Source organism: Rhodoferax sp. BLA1 (assembly GCF_013416775.1).
In the GTDB taxonomy this organism is placed as follows: domain Bacteria; phylum Pseudomonadota; class Gammaproteobacteria; order Burkholderiales; family Burkholderiaceae_C; genus Rhodoferax.
In genome coordinates, this window is sequence record NZ_SZVI01000010.1 from 58836 (window position 1) to 84529 (window position 25694).

Sequence of the window (25694 nt, forward strand, 5' to 3'; positions counted from 1 at the left end):
TGCGTCTGTGCGCTGGCGCACCCAAAGGCTCACAAAGCCAGGACAAAGCAGGACTGGGCGGGCAATTCCTGCCAAAACACTTTTTGGCCGGGCGCCAGCAGGCTCGCTCCCCACTCTGTGGCCGCCTGTTGGGCAGCCTCAGGTGTGGTGCGCATCAGCACAAAACGCATGCGGCGCGCGTCACGCACCAGCGTGATCTCGGCCTGTGGCCAGTGGCTGGGCAGCTGTGGTGTCAGGCTCAGTGTGTGGGCGCCTTGGCTCAGGCCAAACATCGACTCGATCACGGCGCGGTGCATCCAGGCCGCCGCACCGGTGTACCAGCTCCAGCCACCTTGGCCCACGTAGGGCGGCTGGCTGTAGACATCGGCCGCCATCACATAGGGCTCCAGGCCATACACCGGCCCACGTGTGGGGTGGCTGCTGCGGTGGGCCGGGCTCAGGTAGGTGAAATAGCGGTAGGCGGCATCACCCCCAGCCTCACTTTGTGCCTGCGCCATGAGCGCCCAGATGCCGGCATGGTTGTATTGGCCACCGTTTTCGCGCACACCCGGTGGGTAAGCCTGGATGTAGCCCGCACTCGGTTGTGCGTCGGTGAGAGGCGGGTCCAGCAGCTTGATCAGACCGGCGTCCGGGTCCACCAGATGGGTTTCCACCGCGGCCATGGCTTGTTGTGCCAGTGCTGCGGGGGCGGCGTGCGACAGCACCGACCAGGCCTGGGCAATCAGGTCGATGCGGCCCTGGCTGTTAGTCTGCGAGCCCAGCGGTTGGCCGTCGTCAAAGAAGGCACGTTTGAACCAGGCACCGTCCCAGGCGGTGCTGGTCAGTGCCGTCTGGATGGTCTGCGCCACCACCAGCCAGCGTGCGGCCCGCTGGGTGTCACCACGTGCCTGCGCCAGCGGTGCAAAGTCGCTGATCAGGCGGCAGACAAACCAGCCCAGCCAGACCGACTCACCCCGGCCCTCGATGCCCACCCGGTTCATGCCGTCGTTCCAGTCACCGCTGCCCATCAGCGGCAGGCCGTGACTGCCCAGCGTCAGGCTGCGGTCAATGGCGCGTGCCGCGTGTTCATACACCGAGGCTGTCTGGCTGCTCACCGTGGGCTGGTAATACGCATCCTCGGCCCCGGCCGGGATGGCCATACCTTCCAAAAATGCCACCTGCTCATCGAGCAAAGTGTTGTCGCCTGTGGCCTGTAGGTAGTGGCAACAGGCCAGCACCAGCCACAGCCGGTCGTCCGAGAAATGGGTGCGCACACCCACCCCGGTGGGTGCGTGCCACCAGTGCTGCACGTCGCCCTGCACAAACTGGCGCGAGGCATGCAACACAATTTGCGCTCGCAGCATCTTTGGCGCGGCCCAGGCCAGCGCCATGACATCTTGCAGTTGGTCACGAAAACCGGTGGCGCCACCGGCCTGGTAAAAGCCCGATTTGGCCCACAAGCGGCACGACACGGCCTGGTACAGCAGCCAGCGGTTCACAAGCGCATCGAGCAACGGGTCCGGGGTGCTGACCGTGGTGGCACCCAGCAGGTTGTCCCAGCCCGCACGCACTTGCACCAGCCGCTCATTGGCCGGTGTGGCCAGCGCCTGGTCCAGCAGCGGGCCGATCTGCTCTGCGCTGGGCGCAAAACCGAGCAGAAAACTGCATTGGCTGGACTGCCCGGCCTGCAGGCTGACATGGGTGGACAACGCCGCACACGGGTCCAGCCCGTCGCCACAGCCTTGGCCCAGAAAGTCGGGCACCACCAGGCGACCACGGGCGTCAAAAAATTCGCTGCGGTCACAGGTCCAGTCCTCGCTGGCGGCAGTGCTGTGGCCCAGGCTCAAAAAGGCGGTGCCCTGGCCAAACCCGGCCGAGCATTCGCGTTGTGTGGCCAGCAGGGCCGTGTGGCCGTTGTGGCGCAGCAGGCTGCTGCGCACGGTACTGCGGTCGCTGCGGTTGGCACCCATCAGCCATTCGACCAGACCAATCAGGCGCAGCTGCAGGGTTTTGTTGCCGTGGTTGTGCAGGCTGATCTGCACCTGTTTGACCGAGGTGTCGGCATCCACACACCAGGTGGCCGTGACTTTGAGCTCACCTTGTTGGTGCTCTATGCGGGTGAAACCTTGGCCGTGGGTGACGCGGTAACTCAAGCCCGGGTTCACACCGGCGCCGGGAGACACCGACCAGAGTTCGCGGGTGTGGCTGTTCTGCAGCAAAAACCACTCCGAGGGCGGGTCCGACAAGGCGTCGTTGGACCAGCCGGTGAGCTGGTTGAGTCGGCTGTTCAGGGCCCACGTGTAGCCACCTCCGGCCTCGGACAGGTGGGCACCAAAGTCGGGGTTGGCCAGCACATTGATCCAGGGTTTGGGCGGGCGCAGCTGCGCCGACACCGCAAAGCTGAACTCGCCCGAAGTTGGTGCGAACACCCCGACGCTGGGCTCGGCGCTGGCGGGTGGGCTCAGCGCCAGGGCGGTGGTGGCGGTTTGCTGCCGACGCGTTAACGCGGCCTCTTGCAGCGCCAGCCAGTCCTGCATGTGGTGGATCAGCGGGCGGCCATCGGCACGTACCACCCAGCGCGCCAGGCTGTGCAAGGTGTTGAGTTCGGCGTGGCTCAGGTCGTCAGCGCGCAACAAGTGCAAACGGGTGCTGACAGGCCCGGTCTTGGCACTGGCGTCAGCGGCAAAGCGGTCACGCAGTGCGGCGAGCTCGTGGTCCAGCGGCATCAGGTAGGAGGCCGGTTCGGCATTGATTACCACCAGGTCGCAGGCCACATTGCCCCACAACCACAGGCTCAGCAACTGCACCAGGGAGCGGATCAGGCCCAAACCCGGCACCACGCTGACCAGCACCAAGATGATCGGGCGGTCGCCCGAGACGTCAAAGCGCCACAGCAATCGGCGGTCACACACCTCGGTGGTGGCGCTGAGCGGGCGCACGGCGCGGGCGTGGGGTCGGCGCTGGCTCAGCACCAGCAGGCTGGTCAGGGTCTGCAGGGTGCTGAAGTTCTCGGCACTGATGCGCAGGCTGCGCAGCCGTATGCCCGCCAGGGTGGCCGACATCAGCGAGGCACGCTGCACGTTGCTGCTCTGGCGGTATTTGTCGATCACCGCACGCAGCGTATCGGGGTTGTTGGAGACGGCGGTGGCAAAGGTCAGCCGCGCCTTGGCACCCGGCGCAATGAACAAGCGGGCCGACAGCGCACACACCGGGTCCAGCCCGGTGTCCAGCGCAATCACCTGCTCGCTGGCGCCACCCGGTGCCAACGCCAGTTTGGCCTGCGGCTGGCAACTGGCGCGGTTGCGGCCCTGCCAGCTCTGGCGGCTGGTGCTGAAACGCACCTGGCGCAGCGGGGCGCTGCTGTCGGTGAGGAAATGCGCCAAACGCAGGCCCTGCTCGGTGGCCAGGCGCGGTTTGCGCTCCAGCAACAGTGCCTGGTGTGAGGCCACCCATTGGGCGCTGACAAACAGGTTGCTGAAGGCAGGGTGCGCCTCGTCGGCACGCGCGTCCGAGAGCGCCACCTCAAACGCCGACAGCAACTCGATGTCCAGCGGCACATCACCGAGGTTGTGCAACTCCACCTGGCGGAACTCGATGTCGTCCTCGGGGCTGACCCAGACCGTCATGTGGGCCTGCAGGTCGTCCCAGTCGCTGTCAAAACACATGCGGTCGGCGTGGAAGGCGCTGCTGTAGTGCGCCGCCGGGTCGGGTGCCGGATGCTGGGTGAGTGAATACAGCGGTGTTTTGGGCCCCCGGCGCAGGTAAAAAAAGCTGCCCCGGTCATCGCGCAGCGCGTCATCGCGGCTGCGGTTGATGCCAATCTGTTCAAAGCGGCTGCTGCCCGCGCCATTGGCGCGCAGCAACACACTGTAGCGACCGTTGGACAACAGCTGGGTCGGCTCCACCGCGCTGCTGCCGGGCAAGACCTCGCGCAGCAGGCCCTGGCTGAGGCGGCGTTGCGCCTGGCGGCGCAGGTTGGCCGGTGGCGCGTACAGACCAGAGATTTCACGCGGAATACGCTCGTGCAAGAGGGAAGACACCGCCTGCAGGTGGGCGTTGGCCATGCCCCAGCGCTGCGCGGCTCCCTGCAACAAGACATTGGCCAGCGCGACGATGCTCATGCCCTGGTGGTGCGCCATGAAGGTGGCCACCGGCACAAAGGGCTCGTCACCCACGCGCCGCGCCACCGTGTAGTCCAGCGCCTCGATGAAGCCGTAGCGGCCACGGGCACCCAACTGTTCCAGCGTGGCGAAGTTTTCGCGCGCCAGATGGGGCGCCAGCATGGTGGCCAGCGCGGTGGCATAGGGCGCCACCACCAGCTCGTCGGGCGGGGTACGACGCAGCGCGAGCCGGGGCACACCTTGCGGTGCGTACTGGTAGGCCAGGGTGTAGTCGCTGGCGGCATAAGCCGACTCGGACACGCCCCAGGGCAGCCCCAGCGTTTTGGCAAAAGCCATTTGTTCATGCAGTGCGGTGTGGCAGGCGGCCAACAGCACACTGCCACGCGGTTCCTTGAGCACCAGGCTGGGCATCAGGTACTCGAACATCGAGCCGGTCCAGGAGCGCAGGCCAGCGTTGGCGCCACGCGCAAAAAAGGTGCGCCCCAGGTGCGCCCAATGCCGCACCGGCAAATCGCCCCGGGCCACACCGAGCAGGCTGGTCAGGCGTGACTCGGACGCCAGCAGGTCGTAAAAACTGGTGTCAAGCTGGTGCTCGGCCACGCGGTAACCAATGTGCAGCAGGTGGCGTTTGCCGGAATACAAAAAGCGGAAATCCGCCTGCCAGGCCAGGGTTTTGAGGCTGTGGGCCATGGCCAGCAGACGTTGGCGGGTGTGCTCGGGGTCTTGCGCCAGGGCGTCGAGCCGGGCCGAGTCTCGGGTGGCCCGGTGGTCGGCCAGCAACCATTTGAGTTCGTCACGTGCGCTGGTCGACAACTGCATGCGCTGTTTTATCAGCGGTTTGATCCGGGCCCGGGCGGCCTGCAACGCCACCTGGCTCGCAGTGGCGTCGTCTGGGGCTTCTGCAAATTCCAGGCAGGCTTGCGCCACTGCCAGCAGGTGGCCACACAGGTTGCCACTGTCCACCGTGGAGACATACATCGGCAACATGGGCAGGGCAGTCTGGGTGTCGTACCAGTTCATGAAATGGCCCTGGTAACGCTCCATGCCTTGCAGGGTGGCCAGGGTGGCGTCCAGTCGGCTCAGCAGCTCCTGGGTGCCGATCCAGCCAAATTGGCGGGCGCAGGCGGTGCTCAGCAGGTACATGCCGATGTTGGTCGGTGAGGTGCGGTGTGCCACCAGGTCGTGTGGCAGCACCTGCAGGTTGTCGGGTGGCAGGTGGTGGTCTTGCGGGCCGACACAGCGCTCAAACAAGCGCCAGGTGTCGCGCGCCACACCGTGCAGGTAGGTCTGGTCGGCTGGCGGCAGTTGTTCTTCTTTGAGCAGTGGGCTCACCCGGCTCACCCACCAGGTCCACAGCGGTGCAGCGCCCCACAAAATACATAGCACGATGCCCAATACGGATAAGGGCTGGGGACCTAAAAGAAGCATCAACAGCAGCACAACCGCGACCAGCGGCTCACGCCAATGCTGGCGTGTCACATCGACCAGGGTCGACTTGGCCTGGGCCTGGGCTGAGGCCGCAGTGGTCCACTGCAACAAATGGCGTCGGCTCACCAGGGTGCGGTAGAGCGCCCGGCTTATCGCGTCCAGGCTGGCCAGTGCCTGCTGCAACAGCTCGGCAAGCAGCCACAGGCCGCTGAGCAGCGCACGCGCCAGGTCAATCAGAGCCTCGCGGTAAAAGTGCCGTTTGGCAATGTCGTCGCGGCTCGGTGACAGCCCCGCCAGGGCGCCCATCAGTGGCCCGGCGGAAAACGCCGCCAGCACCAGCAACAGCGCCACCCAGGGCGACAGGCCAAAGCCCGCCAGCGAGAGCAGCAACAGCCCGAGTGACATCGGCGCCACCAGAGAACGGCGCAGGTTGTCGGTCATTTTCCAGAGGTGGATCGGCCGCAGGCCATAACGCCCGGGCCGCAGCATGATCGGCAGCAGCTGCCAGTCGCCGCGGGTCCAGCGGTTCACCCGCGAGGCGGCCACGTCGGCATGGAAGGGCGCGTCTTCAATCACCGAGATGTCGGTCACCGCGGCGCAGCGGGCGATCGAGCCTTCGATCAAATCATGGCTGAGCACCTGGCCCTCGGGCAGGCGGCTCGCCAGCACCGCGTGCACCGCGTGGACATGCAACAGGCCCTTGCCGGTGAAGGTGCCCTCGGAAAACACGTCCTGGTAGACCTCGGAGCTGGCCGCGCTGTACGGGTCCATGCCACATTGGCCGGCAAATAACCAGTGGTAACGCGTGAATTCGCTGAGATCGGGCAACGGTGTCGCCACACGCGGCTGCAAGATGCCGTAGCCCGACACCACCCGCTGGCCGCTGGCATCGAGCTGCGGCTGGTTGTGCGGGTGGGCTGCCACCCCCACCAGCTCACGCAGGCGACCCGGTGGCAACTGGGTGTCGCTGTCGAGCGTGAGCACATACGCCACACCGGTCGCCAGGCGCGAGCTGTCGCCCAGGTCCAGAAACGCAGCCGCATCACCGGTGGCCAGCGCGCTGATCAGCAGCTCCAGCTTGCCACGTTTGCGCTCCCAGCCAATCCAGCGCTGTTCGGTCTGGCTGTAGTGGCGTTCGCGGTGTAACAGGATAAAACGCGGCGCACCAGTGCCATTCGCATCGGGCGGGTGGCGGGTGTTGAGTGCCTGGATCTGTGCCAGCGCGCTGGCCAGGTTGTCGCCATCCGCGGCGGTGTGTACGCTGTCGGCATCGAGCCAGTCGGTCAGCAGCGCAAACTGCGCTTGTGCTTCGGGGTTGGCCAGGTAATGCAGGTGCAACCGGTGTGCAAGCTCCTGGGCCGCAGCCGGGCCGCTGAGCATGCCCGGAATCACCACCAGCACCCGGTGCGCTGCGGGTATGCCGTCAACGAGCGCCAGGCGAGGCAGGTGTTGCGGGCGCACCAGCTCGCTGATCAGCCGGTTGATAACCGCCACCACCGCCTCGGACGCGGGAAACAAGGCCAGCAGCGCCAGCAGCAGCAAGCCCCAGTCGGGGGCGCTCAGGTGGTGGCGTAACAGCAGCCACAGCAACCCACCCAGCACCAGTAGCAGGGTGCCCAGGTACAGCGGCAGCGCCAGGTGGCGTGTCACCAACAGCCAGGCCCGGGCGCGCCAGTCGCCTAGCCCCAGGGCTTGCAGCAGCTGGGGTTGGCCAGTGCCCACCAGCCAGTGCATGGCCACCTCGCCGGGCTGGTGCAGGTCGCCCGCGCTGGCCATCTGGTCCAGCAGCTGTTGTGCTACCTGCACTTCGCTCTTGCCGCTGCGCCGCGCCAGTTTCTCCACCGCGTGCAGACTCTGGTCGCGGGTGGTGTTGTCCTCCAAGGCAAACACCGGCTGTGTCAGCATCAGGCGCATCAGTGCGCTGGTGCGGGCAATGATGTCGGGCCAGTCGGCGTCACCAATCGCGCGTAGCGAGGTGATGGCGTTGCTGACACTCAGGTTGTCGGCGGCCTGGTCGGCCGCTTGCTGGGCTTGCAGGCTGGCCAGGTCGGGCAGGGCGTTGTTGAGCCATGCTTGCACGCTGGCCTGCTCGTTGCCAAGGCGGCCAATGCGCTGGTCTTGCAGGCGTTGTGCCATCTGCAGCAAAAACACCCGCCCCACACCACGTGTGTTGAGCTGGGCCAGCACCTCATTGAGGGCCTCCACAGACAGGGTGTCGATGGCATCAAAACACAGGTTGGCGGCTTCGCGCGCGGCCTTGTGGGTGGCAATGCTCTCGGCCAGACGGCGCAGGTTTTCCAGCAGCACCACCCGCAAGGTGGTGGGCAGTGCCCACATCTCGCTCAGGTTGAGCTGGCGCACCTCTTCGTAGGCGCACAGGTATTCGACCAGCAGGGACTCGTCAAAGGCGCCATCGGTGTGGGCCACAAAAGCCCAGGCCACGCCATAGATGCGGGGCAGGCCGGCCAGCGGCTCGTCCTGCAGCAGCGGTAGCTCGCGGTAGTAGCTGCGCGGCAGACCTTCGCGGATCTCCTTGATCTGGGCTTCGACCAGGTGAAAGTTGTCCAGCAACCATTCGGCGGCCGGGCTGATGTCATACCCGGTGCTGGCTAGTGTCCCGAGGTACTGGTGGGCTTCGCGCAGCGCACTGACATTGTCCTGGATACGCGGGAAAAACCGCGCGGCACCGGCAGTGGCGCGTGCCGCGCGGTGGGTTTCGGCCAAGCTGCGGCCATGCTGGGCAAATCGCTGCGGGCCAAAGATCTCGGAGCGGATCGGGACCTGGATCGGCCCGTTGGCGCTGTCGAGCAATTGGCACAGCGCCGCTGGCGCGCCCGGCAGCAGCGTGGGCAAGGTGTTGCGCACCATGGCGCGCGCCTAGAACAACCAGATGTTCACGCCCAGAAAGACGACGACCACCACCACTGTGGTGACAAAACGTGCCGCCATGAAACCACGCAACTTCTGTGCGGCACAGTGCAGGCTGAGCAAATGCCGGTGTTTGTTTTTGCAGCTGTCCAGGTGTTCGCCCAGCGCCTCCAGTTCACCCGGAGAGGTGTCTGCGACGAGGCCGTTGGAAGCGGTGCTCCAGCCTTGGGCTGGGTAAGTGAAGTGGATCATGGTCGGGCCCTGGGTTATGTTTGACGGATGACGACGTGCCGCTGGGGCGCGCCGTCAAGGGCTTGGGAGGTCTTGGGCTGCAGTGTGCCCAGCGCTGCGGCTTGGGTCTGTGCGCTGCCGAACACTGGTGCACCTGGGGGTGCCGGACACCGCTGGATGGTGTTCAGAGAGTATGTAACAGATTGGCAGATGGCCCTTTTGAAAAAAGGGCTTGTTGCTATGTTTATGGGAGCATATTCAAGCGCTGCAGCGCCTGTGTTATCCAGCGTACAGACCTCCCAACACCAGGTCTCTAAGGTCATGATCTTCTACCGGAGAACAGCATGACTGAATTGAACAAGGTCGCAACCCAGGCACCGTTGGCGCAGCACAGGCTGCCGCGACTGGTTTCAGGCAGCATGCCCGTGGCGCCGGCGCTGGACTTGCCGACGGCGTCTGACCAGCAGTTCATGACCATGCTCAAAGCCTATCGTCACAGCGGTGGTTTGCTACGTGCGCCGGATGTGGCTGCCCGCTGCAGACCGCACAGCGGCACCGATGTGCGCACCCTGGCGCATTGGATCGCCCAGCGCCAGGTGGTGAGTTTTGAGTGGCTGTCGCGCATCTGGCTGCCAGTGTTCCAATTTCAACGTGCCGACATGAGCCGCCAGCAGGGTTTGGCCGAGGTGTTGTCGGAGCTGGTGGGGGTGTATGACAACTGGCAGCTGGCCAACTGGTTTGCCCTGCCCAACCACTGGCTGGCAGACACCACACCCGCAGACCGGCTGGCAGACGCGCCGGCCGAGGTGCTCACCGCCGCCCGTGCCGAGCAGTTCTTGCCCACCGCGCAACGCCTGGCACGCTACTGAATAGATAGAAATACACCCATATTTCATAAGGGATTGAGGCCAAAATGCCTTCTATCTATGACAGCATAGGGCGGCTGATGCTGTGCGGCAGGCCTGACTTGGCAGGCGGGACGACGTGAAGCTGCCAAGTTGTTCATTTTTCGTTCATTATTTTTTAATTATTATTGATCCTGATCAAGTGAAACTGGGTTTGGCGGCTTGGGGTGGCTTGTGTAAAACTTCCATTAAGCGACAATAAACTTCATACGGTGAAATCAATACGCCGTTGGATCTCCCGGTGATACAGTCTTTTTCCGCGTGCCGAGCAGCCAGCTCAGGCGGAGCACCCAGGGCTCTCGTGGCCGGGCAGATATCTCACACCTTCAATTTCTTGAAAAGGAGTTAACGATGGGTTCAGTGGATAAAGAGTTGGCAATGAGCACCCCAGACAAAAACTTGTCTGCTTGGGACGGCTTCAAACAGGGCAAATGGACGCGTGAAATCAATGTGCGCGACTTCATTCAGGACAACTTCACGCCCTACACCGGCGACAGCGCTTTCCTGGCGCCCACCACACCACGCACCGACGAACTCTGGGGCCAGGTCAAGGAATTGATGAAGGAAGAGATCCAGAAGGGTATTCTGGACGTGGAAACCAAGGTGATCGCAGGCATTGACGCCTCCGGCCCGGGTTACATCAACAAAGGTCTGGAACAGATTGTGGGTCTGCAGACTGATGCGCCGCTGAAGCGCGCCATCATGCCGTTTGGCGGCATCCGCACGGTGCAAAGCGCCCTCAAGGCTTATGGCCGCGAGATGGACCCCGAAACCGCACGTGTTTTCAAATACCGCAAGACCCACAACGACGGCGTGTTTGACGCTTACACCAAGAAAATGATGGCGGTGCGCAGCTCCGGCATCATCACCGGCTTGCCCGATGCTTATGGCCGTGGCCGCATCATTGGTGACTACCGCCGCGTGGCCTTGTACGGGGTGGACCGCCTGATTGAAGACAAACAGGCCCAACTGACCTCGCTCGACTTTGACGTGATGGACAGCGACACGATCCAGAAGCGTGAAGAAACCGCCGAGCAGATCCGCGCGCTGAAAGAACTCATCACCATGGCCAAGAGCTACGGTTTTGACATCAGCCAGCCCGCCCGCAACGGCAAAGAAGCCATCCAGTGGACCTATTTCGCCTACCTGGGCGCGATCAAGGAACAAGACGGTGCCGCCATGTCGCTGGGCCGGGTCTCGACCTTCCTGGACATCTACATCCAGCGTGATCTGGTCAACGGTGAACTCACCGAGTCGGCCGCACAGGAGCTGATCGACCATTTCGTCATGAAATTGCGCATGGTGCGTTTCCTGCGTCCGCCAGCATACAACGCGCTGTTCTCGGGCGACCCAACCTGGGTCACCGAAGCCCTGGGTGGTATGTCGCAAGCCGGTATCCCGATGGTCACCAAGACCAGCTACCGCTTCCTGCACACCCTGTACAACCTGGGTGCCGCGCCCGAGCCGAACCTGACGGTGTTGTGGTCCGAGCGCCTGCCGGCCAACTTCAAGAAGTACTGCGCCAAGGTGTCGATCGACACCAGCTCGTTGCAGTACGAAAACGACGATCTGATGCGCCCGCTCTACACCGACGATTACGGCATCGCCTGCTGCGTCTCGGCCATGACGATTGGCAAACAGATGCAGTTCTTTGGTGCCCGCGCCAACCTGGCCAAGTGCATGTTGTACGCGATCAACGGCGGTATTGACGAAAAATCTGGCGAACAAGTTGGCCCACCGTTCTCACCGATCACCGGCGACTACCTGGACTACGACGAGGTGATGTACCGCTACGAGCAGTTCATGAAATGGCTGGCTCGCCTGTACGTCAACACGCTCAACGTCATCCACTACATGCATGACAAGTATTGCTACGAACGCCTGGAGATGGCGCTGCATGACCGCGACATCTTGCGCACCATGGCCTGCGGCATGGCCGGTCTGTCGGTGGTGGCGGACTCGTTCTCGGCGATGAAATACGCCAAGGTCAAGATCATCCGCAACGAAGCCGGTCTGGCCGTGGATTACGAGATTGAAGGCGAGTACCCGCAGTACGGCAACAACGACGACCGTGTGGACCAGATTGCGGTGGACATCATGACCCGTTTCATGACCGAAATCCGCAAACACGATTGCTACCGCAACGCCAAGCCGACCCAGTCGATCCTGACCATCACCTCCAACGTGGTGTACGGTAAAGCCACTGGCAACACGCCAGACGGTCGCAAGGCCGGTGAACCGTTTGCACCGGGTGCCAACCCGATGCACGGGCGGGATCACAACGGCGCGGTGGCTTCGATGGCCTCGGTGGCCAAGCTGCCCTACGAATACGCAGCTGACGGCATTTCGTACACCTTCTCGATCGTGCCCAAAGCGCTGGGTAAGGTGGACAAGGAGCGCGTGGACAACCTGTGTGGCATTTTGGACGCCTACTTCACCGATGGCGGCCACCACATCAACGTCAACGTGTTCAATGTGGAGACACTCAAGGACGCGATGGAGCACCCTGAGAAGTACCCGCAGCTCACCATCCGGATCTCGGGCTACGCGGTCAACTTCATCAAGCTCACGCGTGAACAGCAGTTGGATGTGATCAACCGCACCCTGCACGAGCGCATTTAAGCGGGGCGGTTGATGTCGACGCACCATCTGGCCGACATGCGGGCCAGGATGGCGACCAATGTCTTGGCGCCATCCGAATCCACGCCGCTCACCGGCCGCATCCACTCTTTGGAGAGTGGTGGCATGGTGGACGGCCCGGGCATCCGATTTGTGGTGTTCACGCAGGGCTGCCCGCTGCGCTGCCTGTACTGCCACAACCCGGACACCCAGGCCCTGCGTGACGGGCGGGAAATCAGCGTGGATGCGCTGATGTCAGAGATCACCAAGTACCGCTCTTACATGAAGTTCACCGGCGGTGGGGTCACCCTCACCGGGGGTGAGCCGCTGATCCAGCGCGACTTCACGCGCGAGGTGTTTCGCCGCTGCCAGGAGTTGGGCATCCACACCACCCTGGACACCTCGGGCTTTGCCCACCAGACGGTGGCAGCTGACGTGGTGCAATATGTGGACCTGGTGATGTTGTGCATCAAGGCTTTTGATCCCGACACCCACACCCGGCTGACCGGTGTGCCACGTGAACCCTCGCTGCGTTTTGCCGAGTATTTGCAAAGCATCAACAAGAAGACCTGGATCCGCTTTGTGCTGGTGCCCGGTGTCACCGACTCGGCCGCCAATGTGGAAGGCCTGGCCCAGTTTTTGGCGCCCATGACCAACATCGAAAAGGTGGAAATCCTGCCGTTTCACAAGATGGGTGAGTACAAATGGGAGCGTATGGGTTTTGACTACGAGCTCAAGGACACACCATCACCCAGCGCCGCTCAGGTGCAACAGGTGGTGGAAACTTTTCGCAAGTACAACTTGACGGTGGACGTCTAGAAAGATAGCCATGACGACGATGAAGCTGGGGCCCGCTGCGGCATTGATGAAACGGCGGCTTACCACCGTCACACCGTATGAGACCGTGCTCACTGCGGCTGACCGCATGGTGCAGGCCAATCTGGGTGCGCTGCTGGTGGTGGACAACGACCGCCTGGTCGGCATCTTGTCGGAGCGCGACATCTTGCAGCGTGTGGTCGCACGCCGTCGCGACCCCGAGAGCACCACCGTGAGCATGGTGCTGACCCCCAACCCGGTGGCTGTGACCGAAGACACCCCGCTGGAGGAATGTATCCAGATCATCCGCACACGTGGCTTTCGCCACCTGCCAGTGATCAATGCTTACCGCCACCCGTTGGGCGTGATTTATTCACGTGACCTGTTGCAACACATGCTGAACCTGATCGAAGACTCTTTTCACCAGGAAGGCAACTTGGCCGACATCCTGGGACCGCAAAAAAACAAGGATATGGCATGAACCGTTGGTGGATGGCCGTGCTCGGCACGGCTTTGCAGATGTGTATTGGCACGGTCTACGCCTGGAGTTATTTCCAAAACCCGCTGATCGAGGCCTACGGCTGGAGCAACACCCAGGTGGCCTGGGTGTTCAGCACCACCATCCTGTTCTTGAGCCTGGGCGCCGCTATCGGTGGCAACAAGTTGCCCGTTTATGGCCCGCGCAAATTGGCGGTGCTGGGCATTGTGCTGTTTGGCAGCGGTTACCTGCTGGGGGCACTGGCGTTGTACTTCAAGTCCTTGCCGTTTTTGTACCTGGGTTATGGCGTGATTGGTGGCACCGGCATCGGGCTGGCCTATGTGCCTCCGGTGGCCACCGTGGCCAAATGGTTCCCGGACAAAAAAGGCCTGGCCACCGGCATGGTCATCATGGGTTTTGGCTTGGGTGCCATGATCATGTCCAAGTTGATCGCCCCCATGTTGCTGCAACTGTTGGACCACAGTTTTCCGCTGGTGTTTGCGGTGCTGGGTGTGGCCTTTTTGCTGCTGGCCACACCGATTGCCTGGGCCTTGCAAGACCCACCGAGTGGCAGCACCCAGGGCGGTGGTTACGGCTCGGGCGAGGGTGAGGTGCAGTTTGCCAGCACCCGCGCTTTGTTGACCTCGCGCCGGTTTGCCACCATGTGGTTGCTGATGTTCTGCAACACCGTGGCGGGCATCATGTTCATCGGTTTTCAGTCACCCATGGTGCAGGAGTTGTGGCAACGCCAGGACGCCAGCTTGACACCCGAGCAGCTGGCCAGTTATGGCGCCACCTTGATTGCGTTCAGCGCGCTGTTTAACGGTGTCGGGCGTTTTGCCTGGGGCAGCCTGTCTGACAAGCTGGGCCGTGTCAGCGCGTTTCGCATCATGCTGCTGAGCCAGTTTGCCGCGTTCCTGACGCTGGGTTTTGTGCAAAGCCCCTGGGTGTTTGGCGTGCTGGTGTGTTACATCTTGCTGTGTTACGGCGGCGGTTTTGGCACCATCCCGGCCTTTGTGTCAGACACCTTTGGCGCGAAGAAAATGGCCACTGCCTACGGCGCCATCCTGACCACCTGGGGTTCAGCCGGTATTGTGGGCCCGCAACTGGTGGCCTGGCTGCGCGACAACTACCCGGACAACGCCTCCACCTACGCGTTCTACGTGGGCGCCGCATTTTTGCTGGCTGGTTTCCTGGTGTCTTTGGGCCTGCGCAACTCGGTCAAGAAGGGCTGAGGTTTGCCGAGGGTTACAGGCATTTTTGGCCTGTAGCCCTTTTTGAATAAGGGTGGGTAGCTACTTTTGTTGTAGCTACTGTTGGGGGTAAACACCTCAGAGCGAAAGCCGGTCTCAGACCTTTGCCTGTTGACGCCGACCCAACGCTGCCCTCCATACATTTGAATGACCCATCCTAAAGCGGACGACCGATCTGCTTCAAATGGGCTCAGTCTCAACGGTCTGCAGGTGTTTCTTCACTGTGTCGTGCGCCAGGCCTGCACGCCTGGTGATCGAACAAATATTGGTTACGGGGTTGGAAATCGCCACGGCGATTGGCCTTCAAACCAAGTCGGTACCTTGTCCATCACCTGCAAATACGCCTTGGACGTTTCAAACGCCGTCAGCCAGGCGCCAAGCGCGGACCACGGCTGGCTGGCAAACCAGGATAGATCGGTGTGCGCAAACTGGCGCACAAAAGGCGCGATGGCCGCATCGGCCAGACCGAAGTGCGCGCCGTGCAGAAAACGCTGGGTCGCCAGCAGATCATTGAGCTTTTGCAAAAACACGGCGCCCTCGGCGCGATCACCTAGGCCATCTGGCAGAGCGTAGCGGTTAGGGTATTTGTAGCGGTCGAGATGCACTTTGAAACTGCCGTCGCACTGGGCAATGAGGGCGAGCGTGGCGCTGAGATCCTGTGCGGATGAGGGGAGCCACTGCCACGGATCACTTTGGCGTAGGGCATACAGCATGATGTCCAGACTTTGCTCCAGGACGGCACCGTTTGGCAACACCAGAACAGGCACCGTGCCTTTGGGCGAAGCCAACAGCAGCGCGGCAGGCTTGTGTGCGAGCACCACCTCGCGCAGCTCGCACACCATGCCGCTGGCCACCAGCGCCAAACGGGCACGCATGGCGTAGGGGCAACGCCGAAACGAATACAGAACGGGCAGTGGCAACAGTGGCTGTGCTGTCGTTGCCCCCGATGGTGCCATCAGTCAGCGGCTCTGGTTTGGGAACAGTCGCTGGCGACGTCGGATGGGAGAGGTTTGTCGAGCAGGGGTGGCGTGGTTTCGCCAATGTGCGTGTCCCCGCGTGCTTTGGCCAGAACCCATTGGCGCTGGCGTTCCCGGGCCCGGCTCTTTTGGACATCGCTTGTGCTGGCATGGCAGCGCGGGCAGCTCACACCCAGTTCAAACAAGGGCGACTCCTGCGCGCCGTCCGCCAGTGGCATGCGGCAACCCCGGCACAGCTTGTGGGTGCCCGGTGTCAGGCCGTGGTCTACCGACACGCGCTCGTCAAATACAAAACAAGTACCTTCCCAGAGGCTTTCCTCTGGCGGCACAGTTTCCAGGTATTTGAGGATGCCGCCTTCGAGGTGGTAGACCTCGTCATAACCTTGGGAGCGCAGGTACGCGGTGGACTTTTCGCAGCGGATACCCCCGGTGCAAAACATGGCCACTTTCGGCTTTTTGCCATCGGCTGTGGGGCGCAGTTGTTCCGCCTGTTCGGTCCAGGCGGGCAAGGCCGAAAACGTGCGGATCTGAGGGTCTATCGCGCCACGAAAGCTGCCAATGGCCACCTCGTAGTCATTGCGCGTGTCGACCACCACCACATCGGGGTCGGCAATCAGCGCGTTCCAGTCCTGCGGCTTGACGTAAGTGCCAACGATGTGGGTGGGGTCTGTGCCAGGCACGCCCATGGTGACGATTTCTTGCTTCAAACGCACCTTCATGCGGTGAAACGGCGCTGTCTCAGCGAACGACTCCTTGTGTTGCAGGTCGGCCAAGAGCGGGTCGCTGCGCAAATAGGCCAGCACCGCGTGCACATCGTCGGGCGCACCAGCAATGGTGCTGTTGATGCCCTCACGTGCCAAAAGAATGGTGCCCTTCACCTTGTGCTGCTCGCAAAACGCCAACAGGGGAGCCTTGCGGGATGCGTAGTCCGAGAGCGTGACGAATTTGTAGAAAGCGGCGGTGAGATAAGTGGTGGTCGGCATGGGTGCACTTTAAAAGATGGCAATTTGCGCATGGGGACTCGTCGTTTGTGATGTCACAAGCCCATGCCCTGGTTGTCCTTACGCGCATGAAACTCCGAGTACCTGAATGCTTTGTAGGAGGCAAAGTGTGTCCTTGAACAGATCAGTTCCCCAACAATTGATGGCCGGGATTGAATCACAGTTACATGCCGCTGGCGACAACAGTCTAAAGCGGGCAATCAGAGTCGCTCGAATGAACGGCAGGCATGTGGCAGGCAGATCAGCAAACTGTGGGCCCGTATCCAGCCTGAAACGGGCACTCAATTTACAGCATGACCGAACAGTGGGCACGTTCTTCCAATTTGTCGTTCATTTTGGGCAACTATTCACCGCGGGACACGCCCGAATGCTGTGACAACATCTTCCAGGTCAGTCCGAGCGGCACATCGGTCTTGAACGACACTAATTTCCTGGACAGCCTTGCCATCTCAACACCTTTGCGCAGATTGGCGCCAACTTGGCCTGTGACTTTGTCAGCATTTGAGATCACCCGTTCAAGATGGCCGTTGATACGAAGCAGTTCTGCGGCGGTCTTGGCTCCGACCTTGCTCACACCCGGCACACCGTCCACAGCATCACCCATCAGGGCCAGCAGATCGCCCATCTGGGATGGCTTGACACCAAATTTCGCAATCACATAAGCCTGGTCACGCCAAAGGCCCTTGAAGTGATCATAGATACAGACTTGGTCACTGAGCAGCTGCAAGAAGTCCTTGTCGGTCGACAAAATAGTCACCTGGTCCGGGCTGGCCAGACACCATTTCTCCACCAAGGTGGCAATGGCATCATCCGCTTCGATACCCTCAATGGCAATCCAGTGCAAACCCAAGTGTTGGAGTTCCTGTTTGATGGTCTGCAAGCCCTCTCGCAACAGAGATGGCATGGGTTTCCTGTTGGCTTGGTAGGGTGCATAGAGTTCATGCTTCCAGGTTCGACCGCCATGGTCAAACACCGCCACAGCATGGCTGGGGCGGTGCGTCTTGAGGGCGCGCTTGAATGACGCCAGGCTGGAGGTGATGGTGTCCGCCACCTTGACCTCACTGTCTTCCCCGGGAACCGCCTCGTGGATGCGCCGGATGATGTTCAACGCGTCAATGATCAGAAGCGGCATCTTGTGTGCAAGCTTTTTGAAAACATTCTCATGGTGTGAAGTGTAGGTATCAAGCCCGACGCCCGCTGCGCCCCCAGCGCCGCGCAGCTTCTTCTGGCGTTTGCGAAGTGGCCACCAAGAACCCCAGCGGTGATAACAAGGCCTGCAGATCGGCTTCGTCAAATTTGAGCGCACCCGCCGCATCGTGTCCCAGCACGCTGTTGGCCAGTGCCTGTTTGCGGGCCTGAAGTTCAAGCATGCGTTCCTCGATGCTGCCTTGCACCACCAGCTTGTACACGAATACCGGCTGGTGCTGGCCGATGCGGTGGGCGCGAGCGGTCGCTTGTTCCTCCACGGCGGGGTTCCACCAGGGATCCAAATGGATCACGGTATCGGCAGCAGTCAGGTTCAATCCGATGCCACCCGCCTTCAGGCTGAGCAACAGCACGGGTGCTTCTTGTGCCTGAAACCGCTGCACCACGCTGCCACGTTCCTTTGCGGGTGTTTTTCCGGTCAGTTTGAGAAACGGCAACGACAGCATCTGCAGTTGTTCTGCAACCAAGTCCAGTAGCTCGGTGAACTGCGAGAACACCAGCACACGACGGCCTTCTTCCACCAGCGCGGGCAGTATGTCTACCAGCAGTTCCAGCTTGGCGCGCTCCATAGTTGGGCCTGCGTTGTTGCCTTTGACCAGATGCGGGTCGCAACAGACTTGGCGCAGCTTGAGCAGCGCATCCAGAATGCTGATCTGTGCGGCGTTGAAATCCTGGCGTTGCAGCACCCTGCGCACTTGTTTGTCGGCCGCTACGCGCACGCTCTCGTACAGCTCACGCTGTTGGCCCTGCAATTGCACCCACTTGATGATTTCCGTGCGAGGTGGCAGTTCGCTGGCCACGTCCTGCTTGCGCCGGCGCAGGATGAAGGGGCGCACGCGTTGCGCGAGCAAGGCGGCGCGCAGGGTTTCGCCGTTCTCTTCAATCGGTTTGCGCCAGTTGGCTGCAAATTGGCGCGAGTCGCCCAAAAAGCCGGGCATGAGCCAGTCAAATTGCGCCCACAACTCGCCAAGATGGTTTTCCATGGGGGTGCCGGTCAGGCACAGGCTGTGCCGGGTTTGCAATCGGCGCAGGGCGCGCGCGCTGCGACTACCGGCGTTCTTCACCATCTGCGCCTCGTCCAAAATCACCAGGTGAAAGCACTGCGCAGCCAGCGCATCCACGTCGCGCCACAGCAGTGCGTAGGTGGTCAGCACCAGATCGTGATCAGACATGTGCGCAAACAAAGCCTCACGCTGCGGCCCTTGAAGGGTGAGCAGGCGCAGATCGGGAGCCATGCGCCCGCACTCGGCCTGCCAGTTGAAGATCAACGAGGTGGGAAGCACCACCAGCACCGGTAGATCAAGTCGCCCCGCGTGCTTTTCTGTCAGCACATGGGCCAAGGCCTGGGCGGTTTTGCCCAGGCCCATATCGTCGGCCAGGATGCCCCCCAGGTTATGGGTACGCAAGTATTGCAACCAGGCCAGTCCCTCAAGTTGGTAGGGGCGTAGTTGCACTTGCAGGCCTTGCGGTGCCGTCACGGGTTGAGGTGTACCGATCGCCTTCAAGCGCTTGGCCAAGCTGATCAAGCCTGCCTCACCCTCCAGTTGCCAGGTGTTGTGCGGACCCACGCGGTGGGTGTCAAGCAGGCTGGCACGCAAGGCGTCGAGCCGACGTGCTTCCCAGGCACCCAAGTGCAGCGAGCTCTGGTGTTGGTTGCGTGTCGGGTCGGTCAGGAGATCGACCATGGCGCCGATGATGGCTTTGAGGGGTGCGGCCGGGGCATCCATGCGCTTGCCACCCGGCGCGCGCAAGGACACGATCGCCAGGTCGTCAATGGCAGCAAGTTGCGTCGCGTTGAGCCAGCGGGCGTCGCGGCGCAGCAGGTCGGCCAGCATGGGGACCAGGTCCAGCGTCTGACCGTCGATCTCGATGCCCAGGCTCAACAGCCAGGCCCCTTCACGCTCAGGGAGTTGCAGCTTGTCGACACCACGCGCGGGCTTGATCAGACGGCTGTCAAGTTCCCTGCCGCGTATTTCACCGGTCTCGGGGCTCACCACCAGCTTCCAGCGTTGCACCGGCACGCTTTCGTGGGCAAAGCCGGGCTGCACCACCACCGACCAGCCTTTGGCCTGCAGTTGAGGTATCTGGTCGGCCCAGAAGTCGCCAAAGAACTCTTCTTGTGGCAGTGTCCATACCGCGCCCAGCACGGGTCTGTGAGCACGACTGCGCCATTGAAAGGCGTTTTCTGCCAAGGGGACAAAGCCCATCTCCCACACGAGGTCCATGGCATCGGCTTCGGCGGCCAGATTGCGCTGCATGTGCACCACCGGGCCGCCGGTGTCGAACAGTTCCACAGTGGCAGGCGCACGGTTGTTGAGGATGGAGGTGGGCGCGGGGGTTTGCCAGCGATCCCCAGCATCCGTCTGATAGGTCCAGTCGAACTGGGCCAGGGTCACACTGTCCCCACGCGGGCCGAGTTTGCCTTGGGGCTTGAGGCCGAGCAGCCCATGGCCACGGTCCAGCGTTTGCAAGCTAATGCGGGGGCGGAAGTGGCCGATGACGCTGTTGCCATCGGATGCCATCACAGGCGAAGGTTCAGCCGCAGCCGGCGGGTCCATGCGCAGGATGGCCATGACGCGACTTGCGTCTGCATCGGCCAGGGTAGGGAGCGTCTTTAAAGTGGCAGCATCTGCCTTGCGCCGCAGCGCGTGCACCCACATGGCGACGGTGCGATCAGGTGCGTCAGCGTGGGGAGGCAGGTTCTGTGGGCTGTGGCGAGAGGGAGGCATGCGGGAATTGTGCCGCGTGACGACGTCGCCTGAGGGCAAACGCCAAAGGGTTGAGGCCGACTCGCGTTTTCTTGTCAGTTTGTTGAATTTTTGTATTTGATGTCCGCTACCTGGCGTAGCGAACTTAACGCTGGATGTCGTGTCACAGCCTGAAGAAGACGGCCGCAGACACGGTCAACGCTCGCCAGCGCGTTTTTTCGTACTGTTCAGTTAATACCGGAACGAATGGTCAACCGTACCGACATATGGATGAGCGCTGCAAAATGGATCAGTCCTTTCAACGGATCGCCTAGTTATTTGACCGCAATCACTCGTCCGTAAATCGTATCTTGGCTGGTACTGGTGGCATACATCCAGCGCAGCGTTGTCGTTCCAAATTTGCGCTGAGCTTGGCCGAATGCGAAGAGATAACACGCGTATTCGCGACGAGACACTCAATCCGGCCAACTGCTTGCCAGCTTGAACGTGCTCCCTTAATCGTCTGCAGTTCGCGACCGTGTTCGGTTTGGCGGCCACTGATCTTCTAAATTGAACGGAGCTGCCGGAGATCGCCTTCGTTGCACTGGCCAATGGTCAAGCCTACGTAGGCGTTCGGGTCGAGCGTGCCGATACCTGGCGTGATAGGCTGTTGCAGGCGCTGAATTCGCCGGCCCCCATTTTTGTTGAAATCGAAGTCACCTGAACGGTTTGATTTTTGTCGGTGACTGCCAGCGGCGTCGTGAATTGGGTACCCATCCATACAAATACAGGAGACAAACCATGAACACCATTTCCCTATTGATCAACGGTGAGCGGAAACAAGCCAGCAGCGGTGCCACTTTTGAGCGGCGCAATCCGCTGGATGGCAGCGTCGCCACCACGGCGCCGGCCGCGACCATCAGCGATGCGCTCGCGGCCGTTGATGCCGCGGCCAAGGCTTTTCCCGCTTGGTCAGCGCTTGGTCCAGGCGAACGCCGTAGCTTGCTGATGAAAGCATCCCATGCGCTTGAATCCAAGGGCGCCGCCTTTGCTGACGCGATCGCCGCCGAGACGGGCGGCTCCGGCATGTGGGCTGGCTTCAATGTGCATCTGGCGGCCGGCATCTTGCTCGAAGCGGCGTCAATGACGACCCAGATCAGCGGCGAGGTGATTCCATCGGACGTCCCAGGCAGTCTGGCCATGGGCGTGCGCCAAGCCGCTGGCGTGGTGCTGGGCATGGCGCCGTGGAATGCCCCCGTCATTCTGGGTGTCCGCGCGATTGCCATGCCACTGGCATGCGGCAACACGGTCGTGTTCAAGGCTTCGGAACTGTGCCCGGCGACTCACAGCCTGATTGTGGAGGCGCTGCAGGAAGCAGGCATGCCGAAGGGCGTGGTCAATTTCATCACCAATGCGCCTCAAGACGCGCCCGAAATCGTCGAGGCGATGATTGCGCATCCGGCTGTGCGGCGCGTGAACTTTACCGGCTCCACCCGTGTCGGCAAGGTCATTGCGGCGGCTTGCGCCAGGTATCTCAAACCGGCTGTGCTTGAACTGGGTGGCAAGGCCCCGTTGGTTGTGCTCGATGATGCCGACATGGATGCCGCGGTCAACGGTGCCGCCTTTGGTGCATTCGCCAATTCCGGTCAGATCTGCATGTCAACTGAACGCATCATCGTCGACCACATGGTTGCCGAAGACTTTGTCGCGCGCCTGGCCGCCAAGGCCAAGGGCTTGCCAATGGGTGATCCGCGTCAGGGGCCGGTCGTGCTTGGCTCTGTGGTCGATATGAGCACCGTGCAGCGCTGCAACGCACTGATCGACGATGCACTTGCCAAAGGCGCGACTCTGGTTTGCGGTGGCAAGGCCAGTTCAACGCTGATGCCGGCCACCTTGCTCGACCATGTGACGGCCGAGATGGCTATTTATCATGAAGAATCGTTCGGTCCGGTGAAACCGATCGTGCGCGTCAAGGGCGTTGAAGAGGCCATTGCTTGCGCTAACGACAACGAGTACGGGCTGTCGGCTGCGGTCTTCGGACGCGACATTGCGCGGGCGCTGAATGTGGCCCGGCGCATCGAATCAGGCATTTGCCATGTCAACGGCCCCACCGTACATGATGAGGCGCAAATGCCGTTTGGCGGCGTCAAAGGCAGCGGCATCGGGCGTTTCGGTGGCAAGGCCGGCATCGCTGAATTTACCGACCTGCGCTGGATCACGGTGCAAACCGCGCCGCGGCATTATCCGTTCTGACGTCGGTTTCAAGGCAGGTTGAAAGCGCGTCCAAGTTGAATCGTTCCAAAAGGTTCATGGAAAGTGGGCTAAAGAGATTTCGACGACAGCGATAGGCACGTTGTACCCGGCCATGAATGTGTTCTGGCGAATGACTAAAGTTTTCCCTCGGCCATGGAGTATCCTCTTGAGAGGCAATCTCAAAGTCAATTCCACCAAACTCTTGTAACCAGATTCAGTTCATGCGACTCACCCAACGGACCGATTACACCTTGCGCGTCTTGATGTACTGCGCTGCCTGCGAGGGGCGTGCGCAGTTACCCAAGATTAGCGAAATAGCCGAGGCGCATAACATCTCTCGCAGTCATGTCATGAAAATCGTCATGGACTTGGCAGGCATCGGTTGGTTGGAAACAATCCGTGGTCGAGGTGGTGGTTTACGTTTGCTCAGGGCCCCTGCCAGTTTGAGCCTGGGCGAGATCGTGCGTCAAACAGAAACCGACATGAATATAGTTGAGTGTTTCGATAAAAACCTCAATTCCTGCAGGTTAGACGGCTTTTGCAGACTCAAAGGGATCTTAAAAAATGCATCGCGCGACTTCATTCAGTCACTTAATGCTTACACCTTGGAAGACCTGCTGAGCCCCACCTCTGCCGCCCGAGGATTCAAGGGGCAACAACCTCATCTGATTCCATTAAAGAACAATGACACCGCCGAGCTGCGGGTTGGGTGAGGTCAGCCCAGAGAGCAAGTCATGCGCTTGTTGGCATCTTGAGTTGACCCCGTATGCCGGCAGTCATCCAGGTTTCGCCGTGCGAATCAACAACCAAAGACTCCACACCTTGTAGGCCCGAGAGCAAGCGATGGCTTTGTGAGGGTCCCATAAGCATCGATGTGGCACCCAACCCGTTGACCGCTTGTGTGGTGCGTGCCAGCATCGCCACCCCGCGAACGCCTTGCGTGGGTAATCCTGTTTTGGGGTCGAGGACATGGTGATAGCGTTTGCCTTTGTAGACGAAGGCGCGTTCGTAGTCGCCGGAAGAGGCCACAACCCCATCGCTGAGTTCCAGGGTGCCCAACAGCCGCTCTGGCGAACGAGGATCACGCAAACCGATACGCCAGTCACGTCCCAGCAACTGCCCCATGACCAGAACGTCGCCGCCACCGTTCAGCATGGCGCCACTCAGTTCATGGGCACGTAACACCTGCATGCCAGCCTCAAGAATGGGCAATTTGGCCACACCGCCAAGGTCGACCTTGACACCCGCAAACAGCAAACGCGCCTGTTGTTTACCCGGATCGAGCACAAGGTGCCGATGATTGACCAGCACACGCTCTCGCATCAACTGCGTGGCACTTGGCAACCGGGGATGGGTGGGGTCAAAGGACCAGCCCTGATAACTACCGATCGTGATGTCAAAGGCGCCGTCACTGAGTTTGGCGAGTTGCATCCCACGCTGAAGGGTCGCCATGGTTTCAGGCGAGACATTAACGGCCGCCAGGCCAGCACTTCGATTTAACGCTGAAATTTCGCTGTCGGCGCGGTAGCGGCTCATCAGGCGTTCCAGCCTTGCCATTTCGGCAAAAGCCAGCGTTATGGCTTGGCTGGCGTGTCTACCCTCGGCCACGATGTCGATCCGTGTACCAAGCAAGTTGCGCGAGGCGCGTTGGACGTTTGGGTTGGCCAGGGCCGGCCCAACAAACAGGCCAGTCGCCAGCAGCCCGAGTCGGGACAGGCAGCGACGACGATCAAGCAAGCAAGACTGCGCCATGGCCAGGGTTCACTGTGACAAAGACACCATGTGATCAACCGCCGCCTTGACTTCGTCGTCAGTCAGATTCACACCGCCACCCTTGGCAGGCATCAGACCCTTGGCACCGGTAAATCCTTCGAGGGCGTGTTTGTAAAGCACCTCCTTGCCCTGGGCAATACGTGGGCCCCAATCGGCTTTGTCGCCCGGCTTGGGTGACCCGGCAACACTTGCGGCGTGACACAGGGCGCAGACGCTGCCATAGACTTTTTTCCCAACCACGTTCTCTGCCACCACAACCGGTGCGATGACCGGGGCAACAACCGGTGCGGCTGGCGAGCTGACTTCTTTTTCGCCACAGGCTGTGAGAGTGGCCGCGATCGAGAGTGCAAGGAAGAATTTGGTGTTTTTCATGGGTTTTCAGACAGTTATGAAGTTGCACGTGAATTGAATTGGCGCTCTGGTGATTTTAATATTCAAATTAAATGAATCTTTTAATGTATTGAATCAGATTCAACATGTCAAGGGCATTCAGGTTCCCAAGTGCCCGTGAGGCGCCAATTTCTGCAACTCAAGCGGCAAAGACTGACGCAATTCGTTTGCTGACATCAGTTCTCCACCGCGCGAGTTGACCAGCGCCCGGGCATCCGACTCAGCGCCGTACGCTGGCAGATTGCCGGCTCGCATTGGCCCGAGCAACGTGGAGCCATGGACATAAATCGCCTGATCTGCATCCAGCCACTGCCCGGTGATTTGGTCGCTGACATAAACCGCCACAATGTCCGCTGTAGCCCGTCCCGGCGTGTAATGACCAACGCGCTTCAGGTAGTGAAACAGACTAAGCGGTGAGTCCAGGTATTGCACGGCTCCACCGGAGAAGATCACTTGCGCAGCCCAGCGTCGGTTGCGGGCGGGGAACATCCCACAAACAGGACAACGTGCCTCGTTTGGTACTTCTCGGGCCGCCGTGGGCGCCACGCCAGAAGCCGAATCGTAGGCAAAGGTTGGCGCGAAGATACAGATATCGTCGATGGCCACATCCGTGTGCGTTGTTTTGCGGCGCCAGGACAGCCACCCCGCGCCAGTTGTTGCCGCCAACCCACCAATAACAGCCACCTTGATCAGATGCCGACGCTGCATG

The 25694-nt window shown here is 61.3% G+C and carries 16 protein-coding genes; 7 read left to right on the forward strand and 9 right to left on the reverse strand.

Annotation, left to right across the window (positions count from 1 at the left end):
• Nucleotides 1-29 precede the first annotated feature (29 nt).
• A complete protein-coding gene (locus FDG13_RS11155) occupies nucleotides 30-8396 on the reverse strand; it encodes a GH36-type glycosyl hydrolase domain-containing protein (protein ID WP_180127659.1) in 8367 nt (2788 codons plus the stop codon).
• A 9-nt stretch (nucleotides 8397-8405) separates the two neighbouring features.
• Entirely contained in the window at nucleotides 8406-8648 is a 243-nt protein-coding gene (locus FDG13_RS11160) for a hypothetical protein (protein ID WP_180127662.1), read from the reverse strand.
• Nucleotides 8649-8971: 323 nt separating this feature from the next.
• Here FDG13_RS11160 and FDG13_RS11165 point away from each other — a divergent pair, with 323 nt between their 5' ends.
• From FDG13_RS11165 to FDG13_RS11185, 5 genes are all read left to right on the forward strand, one after another.
• Nucleotides 8972-9496: a hypothetical protein gene (locus FDG13_RS11165; RefSeq protein WP_180127664.1), complete on the forward strand. Its 525-nt coding sequence runs from the start codon at nucleotides 8972-8974 to the stop codon at nucleotides 9494-9496.
• A 414-nt stretch (nucleotides 9497-9910) separates the two neighbouring features.
• Nucleotides 9911-12154, forward strand: a complete 2244-nt coding sequence (pflB, locus tag FDG13_RS11170) for a formate C-acetyltransferase (protein ID WP_180127666.1) — start codon at nucleotides 9911-9913, stop codon at nucleotides 12152-12154.
• A 12-nt stretch (nucleotides 12155-12166) separates the two neighbouring features.
• Nucleotides 12167-12970 carry a pyruvate formate-lyase-activating protein gene (gene pflA, locus FDG13_RS11175; protein ID WP_218942699.1) on the forward strand — a complete coding sequence of 268 codons (804 nt, stop codon included), beginning with the start codon at nucleotides 12167-12169 and terminating at the stop codon, nucleotides 12968-12970.
• Nucleotides 12971-12980: 10 nt separating this feature from the next.
• The gene (locus FDG13_RS11180) at nucleotides 12981-13448 is read left to right on the forward strand and encodes a cyclic nucleotide-binding/CBS domain-containing protein (RefSeq protein ID WP_180127668.1); all 468 of its coding nucleotides are present in this window, start codon (nucleotides 12981-12983) and stop codon (nucleotides 13446-13448) included.
• On the forward strand, nucleotides 13445-14680 hold the full coding sequence (locus tag FDG13_RS11185; protein WP_180127670.1) for an OFA family MFS transporter: 1236 nt from the start codon (nucleotides 13445-13447) through the stop codon (nucleotides 14678-14680). Before FDG13_RS11180 ends, FDG13_RS11185 begins: the two co-directional genes overlap by 4 nt.
• A 287-nt stretch (nucleotides 14681-14967) precedes the next feature.
• On the opposite strand, the gene FDG13_RS11190 is transcribed toward FDG13_RS11185, so the two are convergent.
• The 4 genes from FDG13_RS11190 to FDG13_RS11205 form a co-directional block, all read right to left on the reverse strand.
• Complete coding sequence (locus tag FDG13_RS11190; RefSeq protein ID WP_370528210.1) at nucleotides 14968-15618, reverse strand: glutathione S-transferase; 651 nt, start codon at nucleotides 15616-15618, stop codon at nucleotides 14968-14970.
• A gap of 35 nt (nucleotides 15619-15653) precedes the next feature.
• Nucleotides 15654-16658 (reverse strand): rhodanese-related sulfurtransferase, encoded by a 1005-nt coding sequence (locus FDG13_RS11195; protein ID WP_180127674.1) that lies wholly within the window; start codon nucleotides 16656-16658, stop codon nucleotides 15654-15656.
• A 361-nt stretch (nucleotides 16659-17019) separates the two neighbouring features.
• On the reverse strand, nucleotides 17020-17808 hold the full coding sequence (locus FDG13_RS11200; RefSeq protein WP_180127676.1) for a 5'-3' exonuclease H3TH domain-containing protein: 789 nt from the start codon (nucleotides 17806-17808) through the stop codon (nucleotides 17020-17022).
• A 49-nt stretch (nucleotides 17809-17857) separates the two neighbouring features.
• Nucleotides 17858-20611, reverse strand: coding sequence for a DEAD/DEAH box helicase (locus tag FDG13_RS11205; protein WP_180127678.1), 2754 nt, complete (start codon nucleotides 20609-20611; stop codon nucleotides 17858-17860).
• A gap of 759 nt (nucleotides 20612-21370) precedes the next feature.
• On the opposite strand from FDG13_RS11205, the gene FDG13_RS11210 reads away from it, so the two are divergent.
• Entirely contained in the window at nucleotides 21371-22822 is a 1452-nt protein-coding gene (locus FDG13_RS11210) for an aldehyde dehydrogenase (protein ID WP_180127680.1), read from the forward strand.
• 221 nt (nucleotides 22823-23043) lie between these two features.
• Nucleotides 23044-23535: an Rrf2 family transcriptional regulator gene (locus FDG13_RS11215; RefSeq protein ID WP_180127682.1), complete on the forward strand. Its 492-nt coding sequence runs from the start codon at nucleotides 23044-23046 to the stop codon at nucleotides 23533-23535.
• Nucleotides 23536-23554: 19 nt separating this feature from the next.
• Here FDG13_RS11215 and FDG13_RS11220 read toward each other — a convergent pair whose 3' ends face one another.
• From FDG13_RS11220 to FDG13_RS11230, 3 genes are all read right to left on the reverse strand, one after another.
• The gene (locus FDG13_RS11220) at nucleotides 23555-24559 is read right to left on the reverse strand and encodes an FAD:protein FMN transferase (protein ID WP_255435208.1); all 1005 of its coding nucleotides are present in this window, start codon (nucleotides 24557-24559) and stop codon (nucleotides 23555-23557) included.
• 24 nt (nucleotides 24560-24583) lie between these two features.
• On the reverse strand, nucleotides 24584-24967 hold the full coding sequence (locus tag FDG13_RS11225; RefSeq protein WP_180127686.1) for a cytochrome c5 family protein: 384 nt from the start codon (nucleotides 24965-24967) through the stop codon (nucleotides 24584-24586).
• A 117-nt stretch (nucleotides 24968-25084) separates the two neighbouring features.
• Nucleotides 25085-25693: a nitrous oxide reductase accessory protein NosL gene (locus FDG13_RS11230; protein ID WP_180127688.1), complete on the reverse strand. Its 609-nt coding sequence runs from the start codon at nucleotides 25691-25693 to the stop codon at nucleotides 25085-25087.
• Between the last annotated feature and the right edge of the window lies 1 nt (nucleotide 25694).